The organism is Microbacterium sp. MF43, from assembly GCF_012847295.1.
GTDB lineage: Bacteria > Actinomycetota > Actinomycetes > Actinomycetales > Microbacteriaceae > Microbacterium.
In genome coordinates this window covers 690,120-708,577 of the sequence record NZ_JABBDY010000002.1, presented here as the reverse complement: position 1 = coordinate 708,577, position 18,458 = coordinate 690,120, and the positions used below count along the sequence as shown (strand labels likewise).

Sequence of the window (18,458 nt, the reverse complement as noted above, 5' to 3'; positions counted from 1 at the left end):
CCCCGCCGACCGTGACGGCCGACGGGGCGCTCTCGCGTGCGACGGGCTAGCCGCAGCTGGTGGCGGAGTAGAGGGCGGATGCCTCGGCAGTCTGCCCGCCGGCCGTGATGTCGACCTCGACCGTCCCGCCTGAGACCGAGCCCGTCCGCGTGGCGAACGCTGCAGACGCGCTCTTGCCGGGCTGGACGGTCACGAACGACTTCGAGCCGTACGTCGTCGAGACGGTGAGACCCACCGGGGTGGAGCCGTCGTTCGTCGCCTTCACGGTCAGGGTCGCCTTGCCCGCGACGCAGCGCGTGTCGGCCGTGACGGTCACCGGAAGCACCGGTGCCGCGACGACGACATCGGCCGTCACCGTGATCGCCGTCGAGCTGTAGAGCTGCTTGCCCGTGGCGTTCCACGCCGTCGAGCCGCCCGCGCCGACCCACTGATTGGGGTTCGCGCCGATCGTGCGCACCGTGCCGGTGACCTCGTACGTTCCCGGCGCCGACGTCTCGACATCCGACAGGTCCCACGTGACCGGTTGCGACGCCGTGCCGCGACCGTAGGCGAGCACCACCTCGGCTTCAGCCGGCAGCGCCTGGCGAACCGCGTCGGACGATGCGTCGGGCCCTACGTCGACGGCGCCGAGGTCGCCCGTGACGGCGGTCGCGGCATCCGCTTCTCGGATCTCGTCGTACTGCGCCTTCGTGAGCCCGACGATTCCGCCGTGCTTGGTGCTGGGCGCGATGAAGAAGCTGCTGCTGACGAGCTGGGTGAATCCGGCGTCGAGGTTCGTCGCCTGCATCGGCCGGTAGCCGGTCGACGGGATGACGTCGACGTAGAGGTACCACTTGTCCTCGCCGTGGCGCTGGAAGACCGCCGGGCCCTCGACGCCACCCGCGTTGCCGCCGGCCCACACCGCGCCGATGCGCGTCTGAAGCTGCGTCCAGGTCGCGGCCGGCTTCCACCACTCGGCTGCGGACGTCGACTCGAGGTAGATGCCCTTGCCGGCGGAGTTGTCCTTGGTGATGCGGTAGGTCTTGCCGTCGTTCTGGATGATCGTCGTATCGATCGTGTTGCCGCCGGCGTCGATGAACACGCCGCCGTAGTCGTACGACTCCTGGGTGAAGTCGGGGGTCGCGCCCCACAGGATGCGGGAGTACGACGATCCGGTGTGCTCGGCGTTCGCGTACACGTTCGACGACCAGTAGAGGACGAACCCGCCCTGGCCCGGCCCGTAGTAGTCCGGCACCCACGTCGCCTCGGGCGCCCACGCCATGCCCAACTCGCCGACCTTCGCGCCGTCGGAGAGGGCGACGTCGAACTGGCGCAGATCGCTCCACGACACGAGGTCCTTCGACTCCCACACGTTGAGCTTCGTGCTGCCCTTCGAGCTCCAGTAGCACCACTCCATGCAGCCGGTGACGCCGCGATCGCCGCCGAAGACCCGCAGGTCGGTGGCGATGATGTAGTACGTCTGGGTGTCGGGGTTGTAGGTCAGATACGGGTCGCGGATGCCGGTGGTGCCGAGGTCGGAGGCCAGGATCGGCTTCCCCGCATTGAGCGGGTCCCATTGCTCGGGGTTGTCACCGCGCGAGACGTCGAGGTAGATCTTCTCGGCGTAGCCTGCCGAATCCTCGATGAAGTGCACCATCGCGTAGCCGAACGCGTCGGTGGGTGCGGCCTCGGGCTGGACCGTCACGGGCACCTGCTTCGTCACGGTCGCACCGCGCACGGTGACGGTCGCGGTGAGCGTGGTCTGCAGGGCGGGCTCACCGGCGGCGGGCTGGGAGGCGGTGGCCGTCACCCCGTCGGCGGCGATCGTGATCGCGGCGTCGCTCGACGTCCACGAGACGCGTCCGCCATAGGTCGGCAGCGTTGTCGTCGGCTCGTCGAAGCCCACCGCGGCGACGTCGTCGGCGAGCGACTGGGCCGCCTGCTGGAACGAGGACGCGTGGATGGCGGCATCCGTCACCGACACGTCGTTCACCTCGGCCGGCGTCAGTGCGCGGTCGTACACGCGGAAGGTCGACACCTCGCCCTTGTACATCGGGTCGGGGTAGGGGCGCGGCCGATCGCGTTGAGGGTCTGATTGGTGAGGGATGCCGGGGTGAGGGCCGTGTTGGTCCGGGCGACCTGCACGCCGTCGACGTAGAACGTGATGTGGCCGGCTGCGCCGTCGATCACCGACGTGAGGCTGTACCAGCGGTTCGCGTCGAGGGCGGTGCCCGAGCGCGCGTTCACCTCACCGCCTCCGCCGGCGGCCGTGATCGCCGTCCGCGGGTTGTCGCGCACCGACGCGAAGTAGTACTGGGTCGTCGAGTCGCTGCCGATGTTCCAGAGGAAGTTCCAGTTGTTCTTCATCGTCGCGTCGAGCTTGGTTTCGATGGTCACGGTGGCGGACGTCTTGCCGCTGAGGATGTTGTCGGGCAGTCGCACCCAGTTCGCGGTGGGGCTGGTCTTCGCCCCGCCGGCGAGAACGAGCGACGAACCCGTCCACTGGCTGTCGGTCCCGTTGATGACGGTTGCCGCCGCGCCGCCGCTGACGCGGTTCGGGATGCTGGCGCCCGACGTCTGGTCGAAGATGTACTCGGCCAGGAGGCCGGTGCTCGGCGCAGCCGCCGCCGCGCCGGCCGCCGCGGTCGCCCCGAGGGGAGCGAGTGCGGAGACGATGAGGGCGGCACCGACAGCGGACGCGAGCAGCGTGCGTGCCCGGCGTCGTGCGGGTGTCGCATCGGACGTGATCGATCGAGGCGTGGAATCCACTCCAGCTCCTTTGCTGTGCGCGGCCGGGTCGTGGCACGCAGAAGATGCATGCGGCGCGCGTGGGGAATGTTAGCGCTCACGCATTCTCGGGACAAGGCTTCGTCGCCTCTCGGTTCGCCCTTGACAGTCTCATTGGTTCGCGCTAACAATGTCCTGGACCCCGAACCTGGTAGCGGTAACAGCTATGCGCACGGGACGGACAGGACGAAGGAGCCCTGAGCCATGACGAGGACGCACTCCATGAACACGCTGCGCAGAGCGCTGGCACTCGCGACCGCGACCGTCGTCGCAGCGACAGGCCTGGCCGTGATGACGCCTGCCGCGGCATCCGCTGCCCCCCTCTCGATCGAGTCGGCCAAGGTGCTCGACCTGCGCTTCGACGGCGACCTGGCTGACGCCGGACCCAACGCCGCCACCGTGACGATGCAGAAGGGCACGGCCGCCTACGGTGCGGGCATCGACGGCCAGGCGTTCAACCTCAACGGCACGAACGCCATCCGGCTCGGCACGGCCTCGTACCTGCAGCCCGCGGACCTCACGGTGTCGTTCTGGTTCAAGCCCAACGCGAACATGACCGGCGAGCAGGTGTTCGCCTGGAGCAAGCTCCCCTACAACTCCGCCGGCTGGTACCTCACGAGCGAGAGCGACGGCTCGCCCCTCGTGCTGTCCGTCGGCCCGGGCTCGAGCCAGCCCTACAAGGTGGCCGTCGACACCGCCCGCGCCGGGTTCTTCCCGACCGGACAGTGGACCCACGTCGTGGTGACCTATGACAAGGCGACGAAGGACGTGCGCTTCTACCGCAACGGCGTGCGCCAGATCTCGACGGTGAAGTACCCGGCGACCGGCACCGCCACCGGCGTCATCGTGGGCGAGAGCACCACCGTCAAGACGCTCGGCTACAACGGCCCGCAGTACAACGGCGCGCACGCCAACGGGCTGCTCGACGATTACACGCTGTACAACGGCGTCGCCACGACCGCCGACGTCGTCTCGCTGACCCAGTCGAACGACCCGACGTTCGACCCCAAGACGGTCGCGCAGAGCGCTCTCGACGCGGTGTCGGTGCCCACCTCGGCTGCCGCCGACTTCGGGGTGCCGACCGAATCCGTCAACGGCGCCGCGATCGCGTGGACGTCGTCGAACCCCGCCGTGATCGCGCTCGAGGGCGGTGCGGCGACCGTCACGCGTCCGACGTCGGCGCCCGCGACTGTCACCCTCACCGCCTCGGCGACCTACGGCGGCAGCGACGCCGTCACGAAGACCTTCGACGTGCAGGTTCCGCAGGAGGGGGCATCCACCTCCATCTACCTGGAGGCGACCGAGCTGGACGAGGTGCTGCTCGAGGATCCCTACCTGGTCAACGGCAACCAGAAGATGATCGACTACCTGCTGAGCCTCGACCCGGAGCGGTTCCTCGTCGCGTTCAACACCAACTCGGGCCTGCCGACGACGGCCCAGCCCTACGGCGGCTGGGAGCGCACGAGCGGCACGCGCTTCCAGGGCCACTTCTTCGGGCACTACGTCTCGGCTCTTTCGCAGGCCTATTCGACGACGACCGAGCCGGCGACGAAGGCCGCGCTGCTGACGAAGCTCACGACCGCGATCGACGGTCTGAAGGCGGCGCAGACCGCCTACGCCGCCAAGGACCCGGCCAACGCCGGCTATGTCTCGCCCTTCGCGACGAGTGTGCTGCCCAGCGGCGGAGGCGGGCTGCTCGTACCGTTCTACAACCTGCACAAGGTGCTCGCGGGCCTCCTCGATGCCCACGAGTACGCACCGGCGGATGTCTCGGCGAAGGCGCTGTCGGTGGCGAGCGGCTTCGGCACGTGGGTGCGCGACTGGGCCTCACGCCAGGCGAACCCCGCGTCGATCCTGAACACCGAGTACGGCGGGATGAACGAAGCGCTGTACGAGCTCTACTCGATCACCGAGAGTCCGGCGCACAAGCGTGCCGCGGAGTACTTCGACGAGGTGACCCTGTTCCAGCAGCTCGCCGCAGGCCAGGACGTCCTCGACGGCAAGCACGCCAACACGACCATCCCGAAGCTCGTCGGTGCGCTCAAGCGCTACACCGTGTTCACCGACAACCCTCACCTGTACGCCACGCTGACGGCGACCGAGAAGGCGAACCTCGGGATGTACCGCACCGCGGCGGAGAGGTTCTGGCAGATGGTGGTGGACGACCACACCTACGCCAACGGCGGCAACAGTCAGTCCGAGCACTTCCACGGCGCGGATGAGCTGCACCAGCACGCCACCAACGGCACGACCTCGGGCTACGGCGAGAACTCCACGTCGGAGATCTGCAACGAGTACAACATGCTCAAGCTGACCCGGGCGCTCTTCCAGGTCGCGCCGGACGTGAAGTACGCCGACTTCTACGAGCACGCGTACATCAACGCGATCGTCGCGCAGCAGAACCCCGAGACGGGCATGATGACGTACTTCCAGCCGATGCAGGCCGGGTACGCCAAGGTCTTCGGCCGCCCCTACGACGAGTTCTGGTGCGATCACGGCACTGCCACCGAGAGCTTCACGAAGCTGGGGGACTCGATCTACTTCCGCAAGGGCGAGTCGGTCTACGTGAACATGTTCCGTTCATCCGTCTACACCGATGAGGCGCACAACCTGCGCCTCACGCAGACGGCGAACGTTCCCGCGGAGGAGACCGTGACCTACTCCGTCGAGTCCGTCGACGGAGGGGCGCTCCCCGACGGCACCACACTGCGCCTCCGTGTGCCCGGCTGGGTGGCGGGCTCGCCGACGCTCGAACTCAACGGCGTGGCGAAGGACGTGGCCGCGCTGACCGAGGACGGGTACGTCGTGGTCGAGGTGGCTGCCGGCGACGAGCTGACCTACGCGCTCCCCGCCGAGGTGCGCGTCATCGACAACACCGAGAACCCGAACTGGGTGGCCTTCGCCTACGGTCCCGTGCTGCTGGCGACCGAGCTCAACCGCAACAACGTCGACGCGACCTACGTGGCGGGAGTCCTGGTGCGGATGAGCACGGCCGACAAGACGGTCAGCAACGACATCGTCACCCCGGATGCGGACGCGTTCAAGGCGGGCATCGCCGACAACCTCGTGCGCATCGAGGACGGCGAGAACGCGAACGGCATCGAGACCATGCGCTTCCGTTTCCAGGATGCGGATGCCGCGACCGAGGCACTGACGTTCGAGCCCTGGTACTCGCTGTACGGTGCTCGCTACGCGATCTACATGGACCTGATCGAGCCCGACTCGCCGCAGGCGCAGGCGCTGATCCTCAAGGGGAAGCAGCAGCAGCGCATCGACGAGACCACGATCGACTCGCTGACGTCGTTCGACAACAACAACAGCGAGGCCGACAAGAACTACAAGTTCAACAAGTCGGGCGTGGGCGTGTGGCTCGGCGAGGGATACCGCGACGGCCAGATCGCCACGGACGCGTACTTCCAGTACGACATGATCGTCGACCCGACCCTGCCGAAGAACTACCTCGGCGTGCGCTACTTCGGGGGTGACAACGGCCGCACGTTCGACGTATACGTCAACGACGTGCTGCTCAAGAACGAGCGCATCACCAACGCGAGCGGTGCGAGCACCTGGTACGTCCAGTACGACGAGATCCCGGCATCCGTCCTCACCGGCATCGCCGCGAGGGACAGCTACAAGCGGGACCAGAGCGGGCAGTACGTGCTCGATGCGAACGGGCAGAAGATCCCGGTCGTGACGGTGCGCTTCCAGGGCAACGGCACGAGCTACGTCGGCGGCGTCTACGGCGTGTACACGACCTCGAAGACGACGTTCGACACCGACGCCGACCTTGCCGCCCTCTCGTTCGAGGACGGCGAGCTCACCCCGAAGCTCACCGACGGCGTGTACTCGTACACGGCGACGGTGGGGACGGATGCCGCGACCGCCACGTTCGATGTCGATCCGGCTGTGCCCAGCGGGCTCGTCTACGTGGGCGACGTGCTCATCGACGATACGCTTCCGCGCACCGTGACGCTCGCCGAGGGCGACGAGCCCACCGTGCTGACGCTCACGGCGACCGCGCAGGACCACACCACCGCCGCGACGTACCGCATCGAGATCGTGCGTGCGCCCGCCGTGCCCCCGCTCGACGTGACCGCCACCGCGTCCGTGCGATGCGTGGGCGGCAAGGTGGCACTGGTGGTGCAGGTGCGCAACGGTGCGAGCGTTCCGGTAGCCGCCGGCATCGTCACCGAGCTCGGGTCGAAGCAGGTCGCCGGCCTGGGCGCGGGGAAGTCCGCCTCGGCGGTGTTCACGTCCCGCTCGGCGCAGCTGGCCGCCGGCCAGGTGACCGTCTCCGCGTCCGCCACGGTTGACGGAGCGCCGGCGACGGTTACCGTACCTGCGGCGTACGCGGCGCTGGCGTGCGGCTGACCTTCACGCCAGAAACCTCATCGAAACCCATTTCGACTCTTGTTCTCGCTAACTGTTGCCGGTAACATTTCGATGAGCCCGTCGATCCACCGTCGGATCCGAGAGCAAAGGTGCACGAATGCTCAGTCAGACCACGAGCCCCGAGACAGCCCCCGCGGGTGCTGTCCCGGTGCGCCGCGGCAGCCGCGCATCGAGCGACCGCGCCGACACTCGCCGCGTCGGCAATGACCCAAGTGAGACGGGGGCTCTCGGCAGAGGCTGAGGCTTCCAGCGAGTCCCGACGGCCGGATGGTCCGGTCGCTCGCACAGTTCGGCTCGGCAGGGGTGCCGACCGGGAAATTGGAGAGAACGAATGAACAAGCGAGGACTGATCGCCCGCACCACCGCCGGTGCTCTCGGCGGGATGCTGCTGATCGGCGTGGCCGGCGCAGCCATCGCCGACGAGGTCGACAACGACCAGGTCGCCGTTAACGTCACCATCGACGCGCTCGAGCCCGTCGGCGCCCTCACCATGAGCGTCGCGTCGAATTCGACCACCCTGACGGAGGCCACGTCGACGGATCCTGAGGTTCGCCAGTTCAACGGCGTCCTCCCGACGGTGACTGTCACCGACGACCGTGCCGAGGTTCCGGCCGACACCTTCTGGTACGTCAACGGCCAGTCGTCGTCGTTCACCGCAGCCGGGCTGGCCCCGCTCGGAGCCGAGCACCTCGGCTGGGCTCCCAAGCTCACGAGCGACGACAGCAACGGCGACGTCATCGCCGGTGAGCAGGTCGACACCGTGCTCGACGAGGGTCCCGACGCCGTCGGTCTCGTCGGCGAGGAGCTGCTGGCGATCGCCCCGAACTTCGGCGAGCTGCCGTCCGGTTCTTGGTCGGCCAACGCTGACCTGTTCCTCAAGACGCCGGTCGACGTCGCGCCGGGCAGCTACTCGGCGACGATCACGCTGACGCTGTGGGAGGACGCGATCACCGCGCCGTAATCCCGCTTCTCGTGTTGAATCGGGTCGGGGCCGTGCTTCACGGCCCCGACCCTGACGTCTGGACCCGCCCTTGACCCATACCGCGCCCCGCGCACTCCCGATCGGCCGGCTCCTGCTGGCCGGGATGCTCGCGCTCGCCTTCCTTCTGACGTTCGCGCCGACGGGGACCTCGGCGCACGCCGACGACACGGACGACACCGTCCGCTGGTCCGTCGTCCCTGCCGACGAGAACGGCCCGGACGGGCGCCGCGCCGTGGAGACCGAGCTCGACCCGGGTGAGACCCTGCAGGACCGGTTCGCCGTCCGCAACGTCAGCGACGTCGAGGTGACCTTCCGGCTGACCGCGGCCGACGGCTTCTACACCCGGAACGGGCGGTTCGACATCCTTCCGGCCGACCAGGAGTCGGTCGACGCGGGCACCTGGATCACCCTGCCCGACGAGGTGACCGTACCCGCGGGCGAGACGGCGATCGTGCCGTTCGAGATCGCGGTGCCCGAGACGGCGGAGCCGGGCGACCACGCCGCCGGGATCACGGCGTCGGTCCTGTCGACGCAGACGGGCGACGGCGGAGCGAGCGTCGGCGTGGAGAGCCGCGTCGGATTCCGCGTCACCACCCGCGTCACCGGAGAGCTCGCGCCCGAGGCCGTCGTGGAGGGACTGGTCGCCGATTACGCCACCTCGTGGAATCCGCTTCGCCCGGGCGAGCTCACCGTGACGTTCGACGTCGCGAATGCGGGCAACACGATCCTCCTCATCGAGGGTGCGGTGGAGGCGGGCGGGCAGACCGCCGAGTTCCCGGCCGCCGATGAGAACGCGCAAGAGATCCTGCCGGGCGACTCCCGCAGCTTCACCGTCGTCGTCGATGACGTGTGGCCGCTCTTCGTCGTGCCGACGAAGGTCGTGCTCGCGCCGACGATGCTCACCATGACGGGCGATGCATCCGAGATCGAGCCCGTCACCGCTGAGACGACCGCCTGGGCGGTGCCGTGGCCACAGCTCATCGTGCTCGCGGGACTCGCCCTCGTGATCTGGGCGATCGCATGGGGCCGCGTGCGCTCTCGCCGCCGAATGGATGCCCTCCTCGCCGACGCCCGCGAAGCCGGTCGCCGCGAGGCCGAGAGCTCGGAGGTCTCCTCGTGATCCGCCGTCGCCTGACGAGTGCCCTCGCGGGACTCGCACTCCTCCTTTCAGCGATCATCGCCCCCGTGTCCTTCGCCGCAGCCCAGGAGCCCGACCGCGAACCCGAGGGCATCTCGGTGAGCGTGGAGATCACGCCGCTCGCGTGCCCCTGGCCTCCGGGCAAGCCCGGTGCGCCGGGCAGGCCCCCGTACGTGCCCGGCCCGCCGACGCATCCCTGCCACCCCGGCAATCCGGGGAACCCCGGCAACCCCGGGAACGGCAACGGCAACGGCAACGGCAATTCAGGCGACAACGGAAACGGCAACAACGGAAACGGCAACAACGGAAACGGCAACAACGGAAACGGCAACGGCAACGGAGGTTCCGGTCGGCCGACCCCCACCCCGACGCCCTCGCCTACGGCGACGCAGCAGCCGGGTGCGTCGACGCCCGACAAGCCCGCCAAGCCGGGCAAGCCGACGGCGGTGTCGCCGGCCGCGCCGGGAGCCGCTGCTCAGAGCCCCGACCTGGTGCCGGTGGCCTGGGGTGTCGCGGCGGGCGTCGGTGCCCTCGCGCTCCTCGTCGGGTTGGCTCTGTGGCTCGTTCCCGGCCTCGCGGGAATGCTCTTCCCCACGCGGCGCGGTGCGTCATGAGCGGCGAGCGCCGCAGCACCCTACGATGTGCACAGCAGGAAAGCGAGGTGATCCGCAGTGTCTGAACAAGCGACTCGAGGCTGGCAGCGCCCGAGCATCTATGACGTGGCGAAGCATGCGGGTGTCTCGCACATGACCGTGTCGCGCGTGCTCAACGGTCATCCGAACATCCGTGAATCGACGCGAGAGCGCGTGCTGCAGGCGATCGACGAGATGAACTACACCCGCAGCTCGATCGCACGAGCGCTCGCGACGCGGCGGGCGATGCGCATCGGCGTGCTCGTCGACAGTCCCATTCAGTGGGGACCGAACAGCACGCTCCGCGCGATCGAGAGCGCCGCGCGCGACGCCGGATACGCCATCAGCGCCTTCTCGATCTCCGACGACGAGGAGTCGCAGATCGATACGGGTGTGGTCGAGCTGGTGACGCAGGGCGTCGACGCCCTGTGCGTGATCGCTCCACGCGCATCCTCACTTGATCTGCTGCGGCAGCAGAGCACCGGACTCCCGACGCTCGTGATCAAGGCGGAGCCGGATGCCGAGATGCACACCGCTGCGGTCGATCAGCGCGCCGGCGCCATGGCCGCCGTGATGCATCTCATCGAACTCGGTCATCGGTCGATCGCCCACCTGTCCGGTCCCCTCGACTGGTACGACGCGCGCGCCCGTGAGCAGGGTTGGCGCGACGCCCTCGCAGATGCCGGGCTGACGATCGCGCCGCCCGTGGTAGGGGACTGGACGTCGGATTACGGCTACACCTTCGGAAAGACCTACGACTTCTCGGACGCGACGGCCGTCTTCGCGGCCAACGACCAGATGGCCCTCGGTCTCGTCCACGGCCTGTCGGAACGTGGCCTCCGAGTGCCGGATGACATCAGCGTCGTCGGCTTCGACGACTTGCCCGACGCGCGTCATTTCCTTCCCCCGCTGACGACGGTTCGTCAGGATTTCGCCGCCCTCGGCGCGCTCGCGCTGCAGATCCTCATCGCCGCGATCGAGGGTGAGGACGTCGAGGGTCACGACATCATCATGCCGAGGCTGATCGTGCGCAGCTCGACGGCGGCGCCGCGCTCCTGATCACGCCGTGACGCGTTGCGGGCCGCCGCCGGGCGTTCGCCGTGCTCCCGCGTGCCCGAGGAGTGTTGCCGCTCACGCGTTCGTGTTAATGTTCGCGGTAACGGTGAAGTAACGAATCCAGGAAAAGAAGTTGCGCGCAGGGATGTTAGCGCGCACAATGGAGTCGCACACACCCGAGAGTGTCCCGCTGCGGGGCACAGACTTCTCTCCCACCACGAAGGTCGGAGAGTCTCAAGGAGGAGATGGAATGGTCAACAAGAAGCGGATGCTCGGCCTTGTCGGCTTCGTCGGCGCGGGCGCTCTCGCCCTTGGCCTCGCCGGCTGCGCCGGTGGCGGCGACAACGGCGGCAGTGGCAGCGGTTCCGAGGGCAACGGCGACGGCGAACTCACGACCGTCGGCTTCGTCGCCGTCGGCCCCGAGGGCGGCTGGCGCAACGCCAACGAGCAGGCGATCAAGGACGCGTTCAGCCAGGAGGCCGGCTTCGACCTGAAGTACGCCCCCGCGGCGAGCCCGACCGACCAGAAGTCGCAGATCGACGCCTTCGCGACGTTCGTGAACGACGAGGTCGACGTGATCCTCCTCACCGCGACCGAGGCGTCCGGCTGGGAGGACTCGCTCGAGCTCGCACAGGAGGCCGAGATCCCGGTCATCCTGCTCGACCGCGGTGTCGACGCCAGCGAGGACCTCTACGTCACCCGTATCGCCCCCGACAACGTGAACGTCGCCGGCACCGTCGGCGAGTGGGCCGTTGAGACCTTCCCGGAGGGTGCGAGCTACTTCACCCTCGAGGGCGTTCCCGGCCTGTCGGTCGTCAACGAGCGCAACGAGGGCTTCGAGGCAGCGATCGAAGGCGCCGAGGGCTGGACCAAGATCGGCGCGCAGACCGCCAACTGGACCGCTGACGAGGGCAAGTCGGTCATCGAGACCGTCCTCAAGGAGAACCCGGACCTGCAGTTCATCTTCGCCCAGAACGACGAGATGGGCATCGGCGCGGCAGCTGCCGTGGCGGCCGCCGGCCTCACCCCGGGCACCGACGTCAAGATCGCCACGATCGACGGCACCACGCCTGCCCTCGAGGCGCTCGCCGCGGGTGAGCTGAGCTTCGTCGCTCAGTACAACCCCTTCTTCGGCGACCTCGCCGTCGAGGCGGTCAACTCCGCACTGGCAGGCGACAGCGTCGAGAAGAACATCATCGTCCCCGGTGAGACCTTCGACTCGCCGGAGGCGGCTCAGGCCGCGATCGACGAGGGCAAGGGTTTCTGATCCGACACAGAGTCGACGAGACGAAGAAGTGATGTGAGCGGGGGCTGCCGTTCCGGTGGCCCCCGCTCGTGCTCGTCTCCTTTCAGCACCGCCCCGCAGTAAGAAGGAACCACGCAGCCATGCTCGAACCGATTGCGATCGTCGAAGTCCGCAATGCGTCCATCACGTTCCCGGGAGTGAAGGCGCTCGACGACGTCAGCTTCCGGCTGCTTCCCGGCGAAGTCCACACCCTCATGGGCGAGAACGGCGCCGGCAAGTCCACCCTCATCAAGGCGCTGACGGGCGTCTATCAGATCGACTCCGGCGAGATCGTCGTCGCCGGGCAGGTGAGGCACTTCAACGGCACAGCGTCCGCGCAGGCTGCGGGGATCTCCACCGTCTACCAAGAAGTCAATCTGTGCACGAACCTCAGCATCGGCGAGAACGTCATGCTCGGGCACGAGGTGCGCGACTGGACCGGCATCAACTGGCGCAAGACCCACGCCCGCGCGCGTGAGGCCCTCGCCCGAATGGGCCTCGGCGACCTCGACCCCCACGCACCTCTGTCATCGATCTCCATCGCGATGCAGCAGCTCGTCGCGATCAGCCGTGCGATGGTCACCAACTCCAAGGTGCTCATCCTCGACGAGCCGACCTCGAGCCTCGACGCGAACGAGGTCGAGGTGCTCTTCGACGTCATGCGGCGACTCCGCGATCAGGGTGTCGCGATCCTCTTCGTCTCGCACTTCCTCGACCAGGTCTACGCGATCAGCGACCGCATCACGGTCCTGCGCAATGGGAAGTTCGTCGGCGAGTACCTCAAGCGCGACCTCGATCGCACGCAGCTCATCTCGAAGATGATCGGCAAGGACTTCGAGTCGCTCCGAGCGCTCGGCTCCAACCGGCAGACACAGCAGCGCGACCGCACCGTCACGCCGCTCTTCGCTGCCGAGAACCTCGGCCGCAAGGGCGCCATCGAACCCACGGATCTCGAGATCCACGCCGGTGAGGTCGTCGGATTCGCGGGCCTGCTCGGGGCCGGCCGCACCGAACTGGCGCGGCTCATCGCCGGCGCCGACAAGCCCGACACCGGGACGATCGAGATCCGCGGCAAGAGGGTCTCGCTGAACTCGCCCGTGGCGGGCCTGTCCCAGGGAATCGCCTACTCGACGGAGAGCCGCCGCGACGACGGCATCGTGGGAGACCTGAGCGTGCGCGAGAACATCATGCTCGCGGTGCAGGCCCGACGCGGCTGGCTCCGCCGGGTCCCGGCGCGTGAGGTCGACCAGCTGGTCAAGACCTACATGGAGCGCTTCAGCGTGCGCCCGAACGACCCCGACCGTCCGATCCGGCTTCTCTCCGGCGGCAACCAGCAGAAGGTGCTGCTCGGCCGGTGGCTGGCCACCAACCCGGATCTCCTCCTCCTCGACGAGCCGACCCGCGGTATCGACGTCGGCGCCAAGGCCGACATCCAGGAGACCGTCGCCGACCTCGCCGAAGGCGGCATGAGCGTCGTCTTCATCTCCTCCGAGCTCGAGGAGGTCGTCCGTCTCTCCGAGCGGATCGTCATCCTCAAGGACCACCAGAAGGTGGGCGAGGTCGTCAACGGACCGGAAGTCACCGCCGAGAGCATCGTCTCCGTGATCGCCACCGAGTCGGGCGAGGAGGCGGAGAAGACCGCCGACGCCCTGGCGACCGAGGTCGCCGCAGGAGAATCCGCCACCGCCCACGAAGGGAGCGCGTCATGAACCGCGTGAAGACCGCACTGCGCACGCCCTGGTTCTGGGCGATCGTCGGCATCGCGCTGCTGCTGCTGATCAACACGCTCAAGAACCCGGCATACCTCGCCGTCAGCGTCAACCCGACCACCGGGATGCTCACCGGCAACGTGCTCGACATCCTGCGCGTGTCGGCGCCCATCATCATGATCGCGCTCGGCATGACCTTCGTCATCGCCACGGGCGGCATCGACCTCTCCGTCGGCTCGATGATGGCGGTCGGCGGGGCAGTCGCCATGGAGACGCTGGCGAATCTGGAGGGTTCATCGCCGATCGGGGCGATGCTCACCGCGATCGGCCTGGCGCTCGCGCTCGCGATCGTGCTCGGCGCGATCAACGGCTTCCTGGTCTCCGTCATCGGCCTGCAGCCGTTCATCACGACCCTGATCATGATGCTCGCCGCGCGTGGGATCGCGCGCGTGATCACCGGCGGGCAGAACACCAACGCCACCAATGAGCCGTTCCGCCTTCTCGCGAACGGTCAGATCTTCGGCATCCCCACGAGCTTCGTGCTCGCCATCGCGATCGTCGTCCTCATCGCCCTCGTGATGCGTCGCACCGCGCTCGGGCTGATGATCGAGTCGATCGGCATCAATCCGCACGCGAGCCGTCTCGCAGGCATCCGGCCCCGGCCGATCCTGTTCGGCGTCTACATCCTCTCCGCGGCGCTCGCCGCCGTCGGCGGTCTGTTCAGCGTCTCGGAAGTGATGACGGTGAGCGTCGGCGGTACCGGCAACCTGATGGAGCTCGACGCGATCCTCGCCGTCGTCATCGGAGGCACGTCGCTCGCCGGCGGCAAGTTCTCGATCGTGGGATCCACGGTCGGAGCCCTCCTCATCGCGACGCTGAACAAGACCGTGCTCTTCCTCGGCATCCCCGCTGCGGCGACGCCGGCGTTCAAGGCGCTCGTCATCATCGTCCTCGTCCTGCTGCAGTCCGAGCGGGTGCGCTCGTGGGCCCTCATGCGGAGGAAGTCGCCGCGCACGCCCGGCGCACCGACGCCGCCGGCGCCGGAACAGGCCGCACCCGTCTCGAAGGAGGTCGTCGCATGAGCTCGTCACGCACGCTCGTCGAAGCAGTACCCCCTGTCTCCGACCTGCCGGAGCACAGGAACAACGCCGGCGCCGCGCGCCTCGCGCGCCTGTGGGAACGCAACCAGACGCTCATCCCGACCCTCGCGGCGCTCGTGCTGCTCTTCGGCATGCTCATCTACGCGGAGGTCGCGTACGGCCGCGTGTTCCACGCGGGAACGATGTCGAGCCTGCTGATCAGCTTCGCCCCGACGATCATCCTCGCCGTCGGCATGACGATCGTGATCGTGTCGGGCGGAATCGACCTGTCGGTCGGCGCCGTCGTCGCGTTCAGCTCCGTCGCCGGCGTCATGCTCATGAACATCGGCATCAACGGCTGGGTCTCGATGCTGCTCATGATCCTGTTCGGCGCGGTGTTCGGCGTGATCGCCGGCGTCATGATCCAGTACTTCAACGTGCAGCCCTTCATCGCGACGCTCGCGATGATGTTCCTCGCGCGCGGACTGGCCTCGATGCTCTCGACCACGCCGGTCCAGGCCGCCGACGACTCGCCGATCCACCTCCTGGCCACCGACTGGAAGATCATCGACGGGCCGAAGGTCAACGACCTCACCATCACCCCGGGCCTGCTCATCGCGGTGCTCGTCGTGCTGGGTGGGATGTTCTTCATGCATCGCAGCCGCGGCGGACGCACGGTGTACGCGATCGGCGGCAACGAGGCGTCGGCCGGACTGATGGGTCTGCCGGTCGCTCGGACGCGCGTGGGCATCTACATCATCTCGGGCGCTCTGTCGGGCCTGGCAGCGGTCGTCTACACGGCCGAGGTCGGCGGCAAAGCGCAGAACGTCACCGGCATCGGCTGGGAACTCGATGCCATCGCGGCTGTCGTGATCGGCGGGACGCTCCTGACGGGCGGCTACGGGTACATCCTCGGCTCGGTCGTCGGCGTGTTCGTGATCGCGGCGCTCCGCCTCATCATCACGAAGGACGGGACGATCAACCCCGAGTACCTCACGATCATCACCGGCGCGGTCCTCCTGGTCTTCGTGCTCCTGCAGCGCGTCCTCACGCGGCGAAGGGCCGACTGATGGCGAGCGCGGAACTGAAGGCGTCGATCGACGCGGTGCGCGCTGAGGTCGCGGGCCTGCATGCCGAGCTGGTGCGGTACAACCTGATCGTCTGGACGGGTGGGAACGTGTCGGGCCGCGTGCCGGGTGCCGATCTGTTCGTGATCAAGCCGTCGGGGGTGTCGTACGACGACCTGGCGCCGGAGAACATGATCGTGTGCGATCTGGACGGCAATGTCGTGCCGGGGACGCCGGGCAGCGACCGCAGCCCGTCGAGCGACACCGCGGCGCATGCGTACGTGTACCGGAATATGCCCGGTGTCGGGGGAGTGGTGCACACGCACTCGACGTTCGCGGTGGCGTGGGCGGCGCGGGGCGAGGAGATCCCGTGTGTGATCACGGCGATGGCGGACGAGTTCGGGGGGCCGATCCCGGTCGGTCCGTTCGCGATCATCGGCGACGATTCGATCGGTCGCGGCATCGTGGAGACGCTGACCGGTCACCGCTCGCGTGCGGTGCTGATGCAGAATCATGGCCCGTTCACGATCGGGGTCTCGGCCAAGGATGCGGTCAAGGCGGCGGTGATGGTCGAGGACGTCGCCCGTACGGTGCATTACGCGCGTGAGGCCGGTCCGCTGATCCCGATCCCGCAGGAGGCGATCGACCGCCTCTACGACCGGTACCAGAACGTGTACGGGCAGTCGGGCGACGAGCGTCGGGATGCCGAGGCGGCGCAGTGAGCGTGACGACGGATGCCGCGGCATCCGCTCTCCGTGACGGTCGTGCCGTGCTGGGAATCGAGCTCGGCTCGACCCGCATCAAGGCGTGCCTGGTGCTCGCCGACGACCCCTCGACGGTGCTCGCGGTGGGAAGCCACGCGTGGGAGAACAGCTTCGTCGACCGGATGTGGACGTATGCGCTCGACGACGTGTGGTCGGGCCTGCAGGCCGCGTACGCGGATCTGGTCGCCGACGTGCGCACCCGCCATGGCGTCGCGCTGGAGTCGGTGGCCGCGATCGGCGTCTCGGCGATGATGCACGGGTACCTCGCGTTCGACGGGGACGGGGAGCTGCTCACGCCGTTCCGCACGTGGCGCAACACCAACACCGAGCGCTCGGCGGCGGTGCTGTCGGAGCTGTTCGGCGTGAACATCCCGCTGCGCTGGTCGATCGCCCACCTCTACCAGGCGGTGCTGGATGAAGAACCCCACGTCTCGCGGGTGCGCTTCTTCACGACGCTCGCCGGCTACGTCCACTGGAAGCTCACCGGGCGCAAGGTGCTCGGCGTCGGAGACGCATCGGGCATGTTCCCGATCGACCCCGCCACCCACGACTACGACGCGAAACTGCTCGAGAAGTTCGACCGGCTCGTCACCGAGCGCGCCTACGGCCTCGAGCTCCAGCAGCTTCTCCCCGAGGTGCTGGCCGCCGGTGAGGCGGCCGGAGAGCTCACGGCGGAAGGGGCTGAGCTGCTCGATCCCACCGGCGCGCTGCGCCCCGGCGCTGTGCTGTGCCCGCCCGAGGGCGACGCCGGCACCGGCATGGTCGCCACCTGCTCGGTGGCCCCCCGCACGGGCAACGTCAGCGCCGGCACGAGCATCTTCGCGATGGTCGTCCTGGAGCGCCCGCTCGAGCGCGTGCACCACGAGCTCGACATCGTGACGACGCCCGCGGGCGATCCGGTCGCGATGGTGCACTGCAACAACGGCGCGAGCGAGCTCGCCGCGTGGGTGGGCCTGTTCGACCGTTTCGCGTCCGTGACGGGTGCCGGCCTGGCGGCCGACGAGGTGTTCGGCGCGCTCTTCCGCGAGGCGCTGGACGGCGATCCGGATGCCGGCGGCCTGCTGGCGTACAACCACCTGGCCGGCGAGCCGATCGCCGGGCTCACGGAGGGGCGGCCGCTCGCCGTCCGCACCCCCGACAGCCGCTTCACGCTCGCGAACTTCATGCGTGCGCAGCTTTACGGTGTCTTCGGCACGCTCGCGCTGGGGATGCGCGTGCTCGAAGACGAGGGCGTGGCACTCGACCGCATGTATGCGCACGGCGGCATCTTCCGCACCGCCGGCGTCGCACAGCGCTTCCTCGCCGGTGCGCTGAACGCGCCCGTCGCGGTTGCCGACACCGCATCGGAGGGCGGCGCCTGGGGGATCGCCGTGCTCGCCGCCTACGTGTCCGCTGCCGGCGACCTCAGCCTCGACGCCTACCTGCGTGAGCGCGTCTTCGGCGCGGCCTCGTTCGAGACAGCCGAGCCCGACCCCGAGGACGTTCCCGGGTTCGCGGCCTATCTCAGCCGCTATCGCGCCGGGCTCGCCGTCGAGTCCGCAGCCGTCACCGCCCTCTGATCCCCCCACCCCGCAAGAACCCAAAAGGA

At 68.5% G+C, this 18,458-nt stretch carries 13 protein-coding genes; 11 read left to right on the top strand and 2 right to left on the bottom strand.

What is annotated here, in order from left to right; all coding sequences use genetic code 11:
- Positions 1 to 46: 46 nt before the first annotated feature.
- Together HF323_RS07690 and HF323_RS15410 are read right to left on the bottom strand one after the other, a co-directional pair.
- Positions 47 to 2,032 (bottom strand): family 43 glycosylhydrolase, encoded by a 1,986-nt coding sequence (locus HF323_RS07690; RefSeq protein ID WP_169581966.1) that lies wholly within the window; start codon positions 2,030 to 2,032, stop codon positions 47 to 49.
- Positions 1,984 to 2,748, bottom strand: a complete 765-nt coding sequence (locus HF323_RS15410) for a LamG-like jellyroll fold domain-containing protein (RefSeq protein WP_169581965.1) — start codon at positions 2,746 to 2,748, stop codon at positions 1,984 to 1,986. Before HF323_RS15410 ends, HF323_RS07690 begins: the two co-directional genes overlap by 49 nt.
- A gap of 222 nt (positions 2,749 to 2,970) precedes the next feature.
- Between HF323_RS15410 and HF323_RS07680 the strand changes: the two genes are divergently transcribed.
- The 11 genes from HF323_RS07680 (at position 2,971) to HF323_RS07630 (ending at position 18,429) form a co-directional block, all read left to right on the top strand.
- The gene (locus tag HF323_RS07680; RefSeq protein ID WP_169581964.1) at positions 2,971 to 7,137 is read left to right on the top strand and encodes a beta-L-arabinofuranosidase domain-containing protein; all 4,167 of its coding nucleotides are present in this window, start codon (positions 2,971 to 2,973) and stop codon (positions 7,135 to 7,137) included.
- A gap of 352 nt (positions 7,138 to 7,489) precedes the next feature.
- Complete coding sequence (locus tag HF323_RS07675; protein ID WP_169581963.1) at positions 7,490 to 8,119, top strand: hypothetical protein; 630 nt, start codon at positions 7,490 to 7,492, stop codon at positions 8,117 to 8,119.
- A 70-nt stretch (positions 8,120 to 8,189) separates the two neighbouring features.
- On the top strand, positions 8,190 to 9,260 hold the full coding sequence (locus HF323_RS07670) for a DUF916 domain-containing protein (RefSeq protein ID WP_223169219.1): 1,071 nt from the start codon (positions 8,190 to 8,192) through the stop codon (positions 9,258 to 9,260).
- 65 nt (positions 9,261 to 9,325) lie between these two features.
- Positions 9,326 to 9,892, top strand: a complete 567-nt coding sequence (locus HF323_RS07665) for a hypothetical protein (RefSeq protein WP_169581379.1) — start codon at positions 9,326 to 9,328, stop codon at positions 9,890 to 9,892.
- A gap of 105 nt (positions 9,893 to 9,997) precedes the next feature.
- Complete coding sequence (locus tag HF323_RS07660; protein ID WP_317451025.1) at positions 9,998 to 10,969, top strand: LacI family DNA-binding transcriptional regulator; 972 nt, start codon at positions 9,998 to 10,000, stop codon at positions 10,967 to 10,969.
- 247 nt (positions 10,970 to 11,216) lie between these two features.
- The gene (locus HF323_RS07655) at positions 11,217 to 12,233 is read left to right on the top strand and encodes a substrate-binding domain-containing protein (RefSeq protein WP_169581961.1); all 1,017 of its coding nucleotides are present in this window, start codon (positions 11,217 to 11,219) and stop codon (positions 12,231 to 12,233) included.
- A 119-nt stretch (positions 12,234 to 12,352) separates the two neighbouring features.
- Positions 12,353 to 13,960, top strand: coding sequence for a sugar ABC transporter ATP-binding protein (locus HF323_RS07650; protein WP_169581960.1), 1,608 nt, complete (start codon positions 12,353 to 12,355; stop codon positions 13,958 to 13,960).
- Positions 13,957 to 15,042, top strand: coding sequence for an ABC transporter permease (locus tag HF323_RS07645; protein WP_169581959.1), 1,086 nt, complete (start codon positions 13,957 to 13,959; stop codon positions 15,040 to 15,042). Before HF323_RS07650 ends, HF323_RS07645 begins: the two co-directional genes overlap by 4 nt.
- Complete coding sequence (locus HF323_RS07640; protein ID WP_169581958.1) at positions 15,039 to 16,109, top strand: sugar ABC transporter permease; 1,071 nt, start codon at positions 15,039 to 15,041, stop codon at positions 16,107 to 16,109. Before HF323_RS07645 ends, HF323_RS07640 begins: the two co-directional genes overlap by 4 nt.
- Positions 16,109 to 16,828: an L-ribulose-5-phosphate 4-epimerase gene (locus tag HF323_RS07635; protein WP_169581957.1), complete on the top strand. Its 720-nt coding sequence runs from the start codon at positions 16,109 to 16,111 to the stop codon at positions 16,826 to 16,828. The genes HF323_RS07640 and HF323_RS07635 overlap by 1 nt, the downstream gene beginning before the upstream one ends.
- The gene (locus HF323_RS07630; protein ID WP_169581956.1) at positions 16,825 to 18,429 is read left to right on the top strand and encodes an FGGY-family carbohydrate kinase; all 1,605 of its coding nucleotides are present in this window, start codon (positions 16,825 to 16,827) and stop codon (positions 18,427 to 18,429) included. The genes HF323_RS07635 and HF323_RS07630 overlap by 4 nt, the downstream gene beginning before the upstream one ends.
- The last annotated feature ends 29 nt before the right edge of the window (positions 18,430 to 18,458 follow it).

Coding starts and splice junctions, on each gene's coding strand:
- HF323_RS07690 (WP_169581966.1), bottom strand. CDS start 2,032: ATGTACAAGGGCGAGGTGTCGACCTTCCGCGTGTACGACCGCGCACTG.
- HF323_RS07680 (WP_169581964.1), top strand. CDS start 2,971: ATGACGAGGACGCACTCCATGAACACGCTGCGCAGAGCGCTGGCACTC.
- HF323_RS07675 (WP_169581963.1), top strand. CDS start 7,490: ATGAACAAGCGAGGACTGATCGCCCGCACCACCGCCGGTGCTCTCGGC.
- HF323_RS07655 (WP_169581961.1), top strand. CDS start 11,217: ATGGTCAACAAGAAGCGGATGCTCGGCCTTGTCGGCTTCGTCGGCGCG.
- HF323_RS07650 (WP_169581960.1), top strand. CDS start 12,353: ATGCTCGAACCGATTGCGATCGTCGAAGTCCGCAATGCGTCCATCACG.
- HF323_RS07645 (WP_169581959.1), top strand. CDS start 13,957: ATGAACCGCGTGAAGACCGCACTGCGCACGCCCTGGTTCTGGGCGATC.
- HF323_RS07640 (WP_169581958.1), top strand. CDS start 15,039: ATGAGCTCGTCACGCACGCTCGTCGAAGCAGTACCCCCTGTCTCCGAC.
- HF323_RS07635 (WP_169581957.1), top strand. CDS start 16,109: ATGGCGAGCGCGGAACTGAAGGCGTCGATCGACGCGGTGCGCGCTGAG.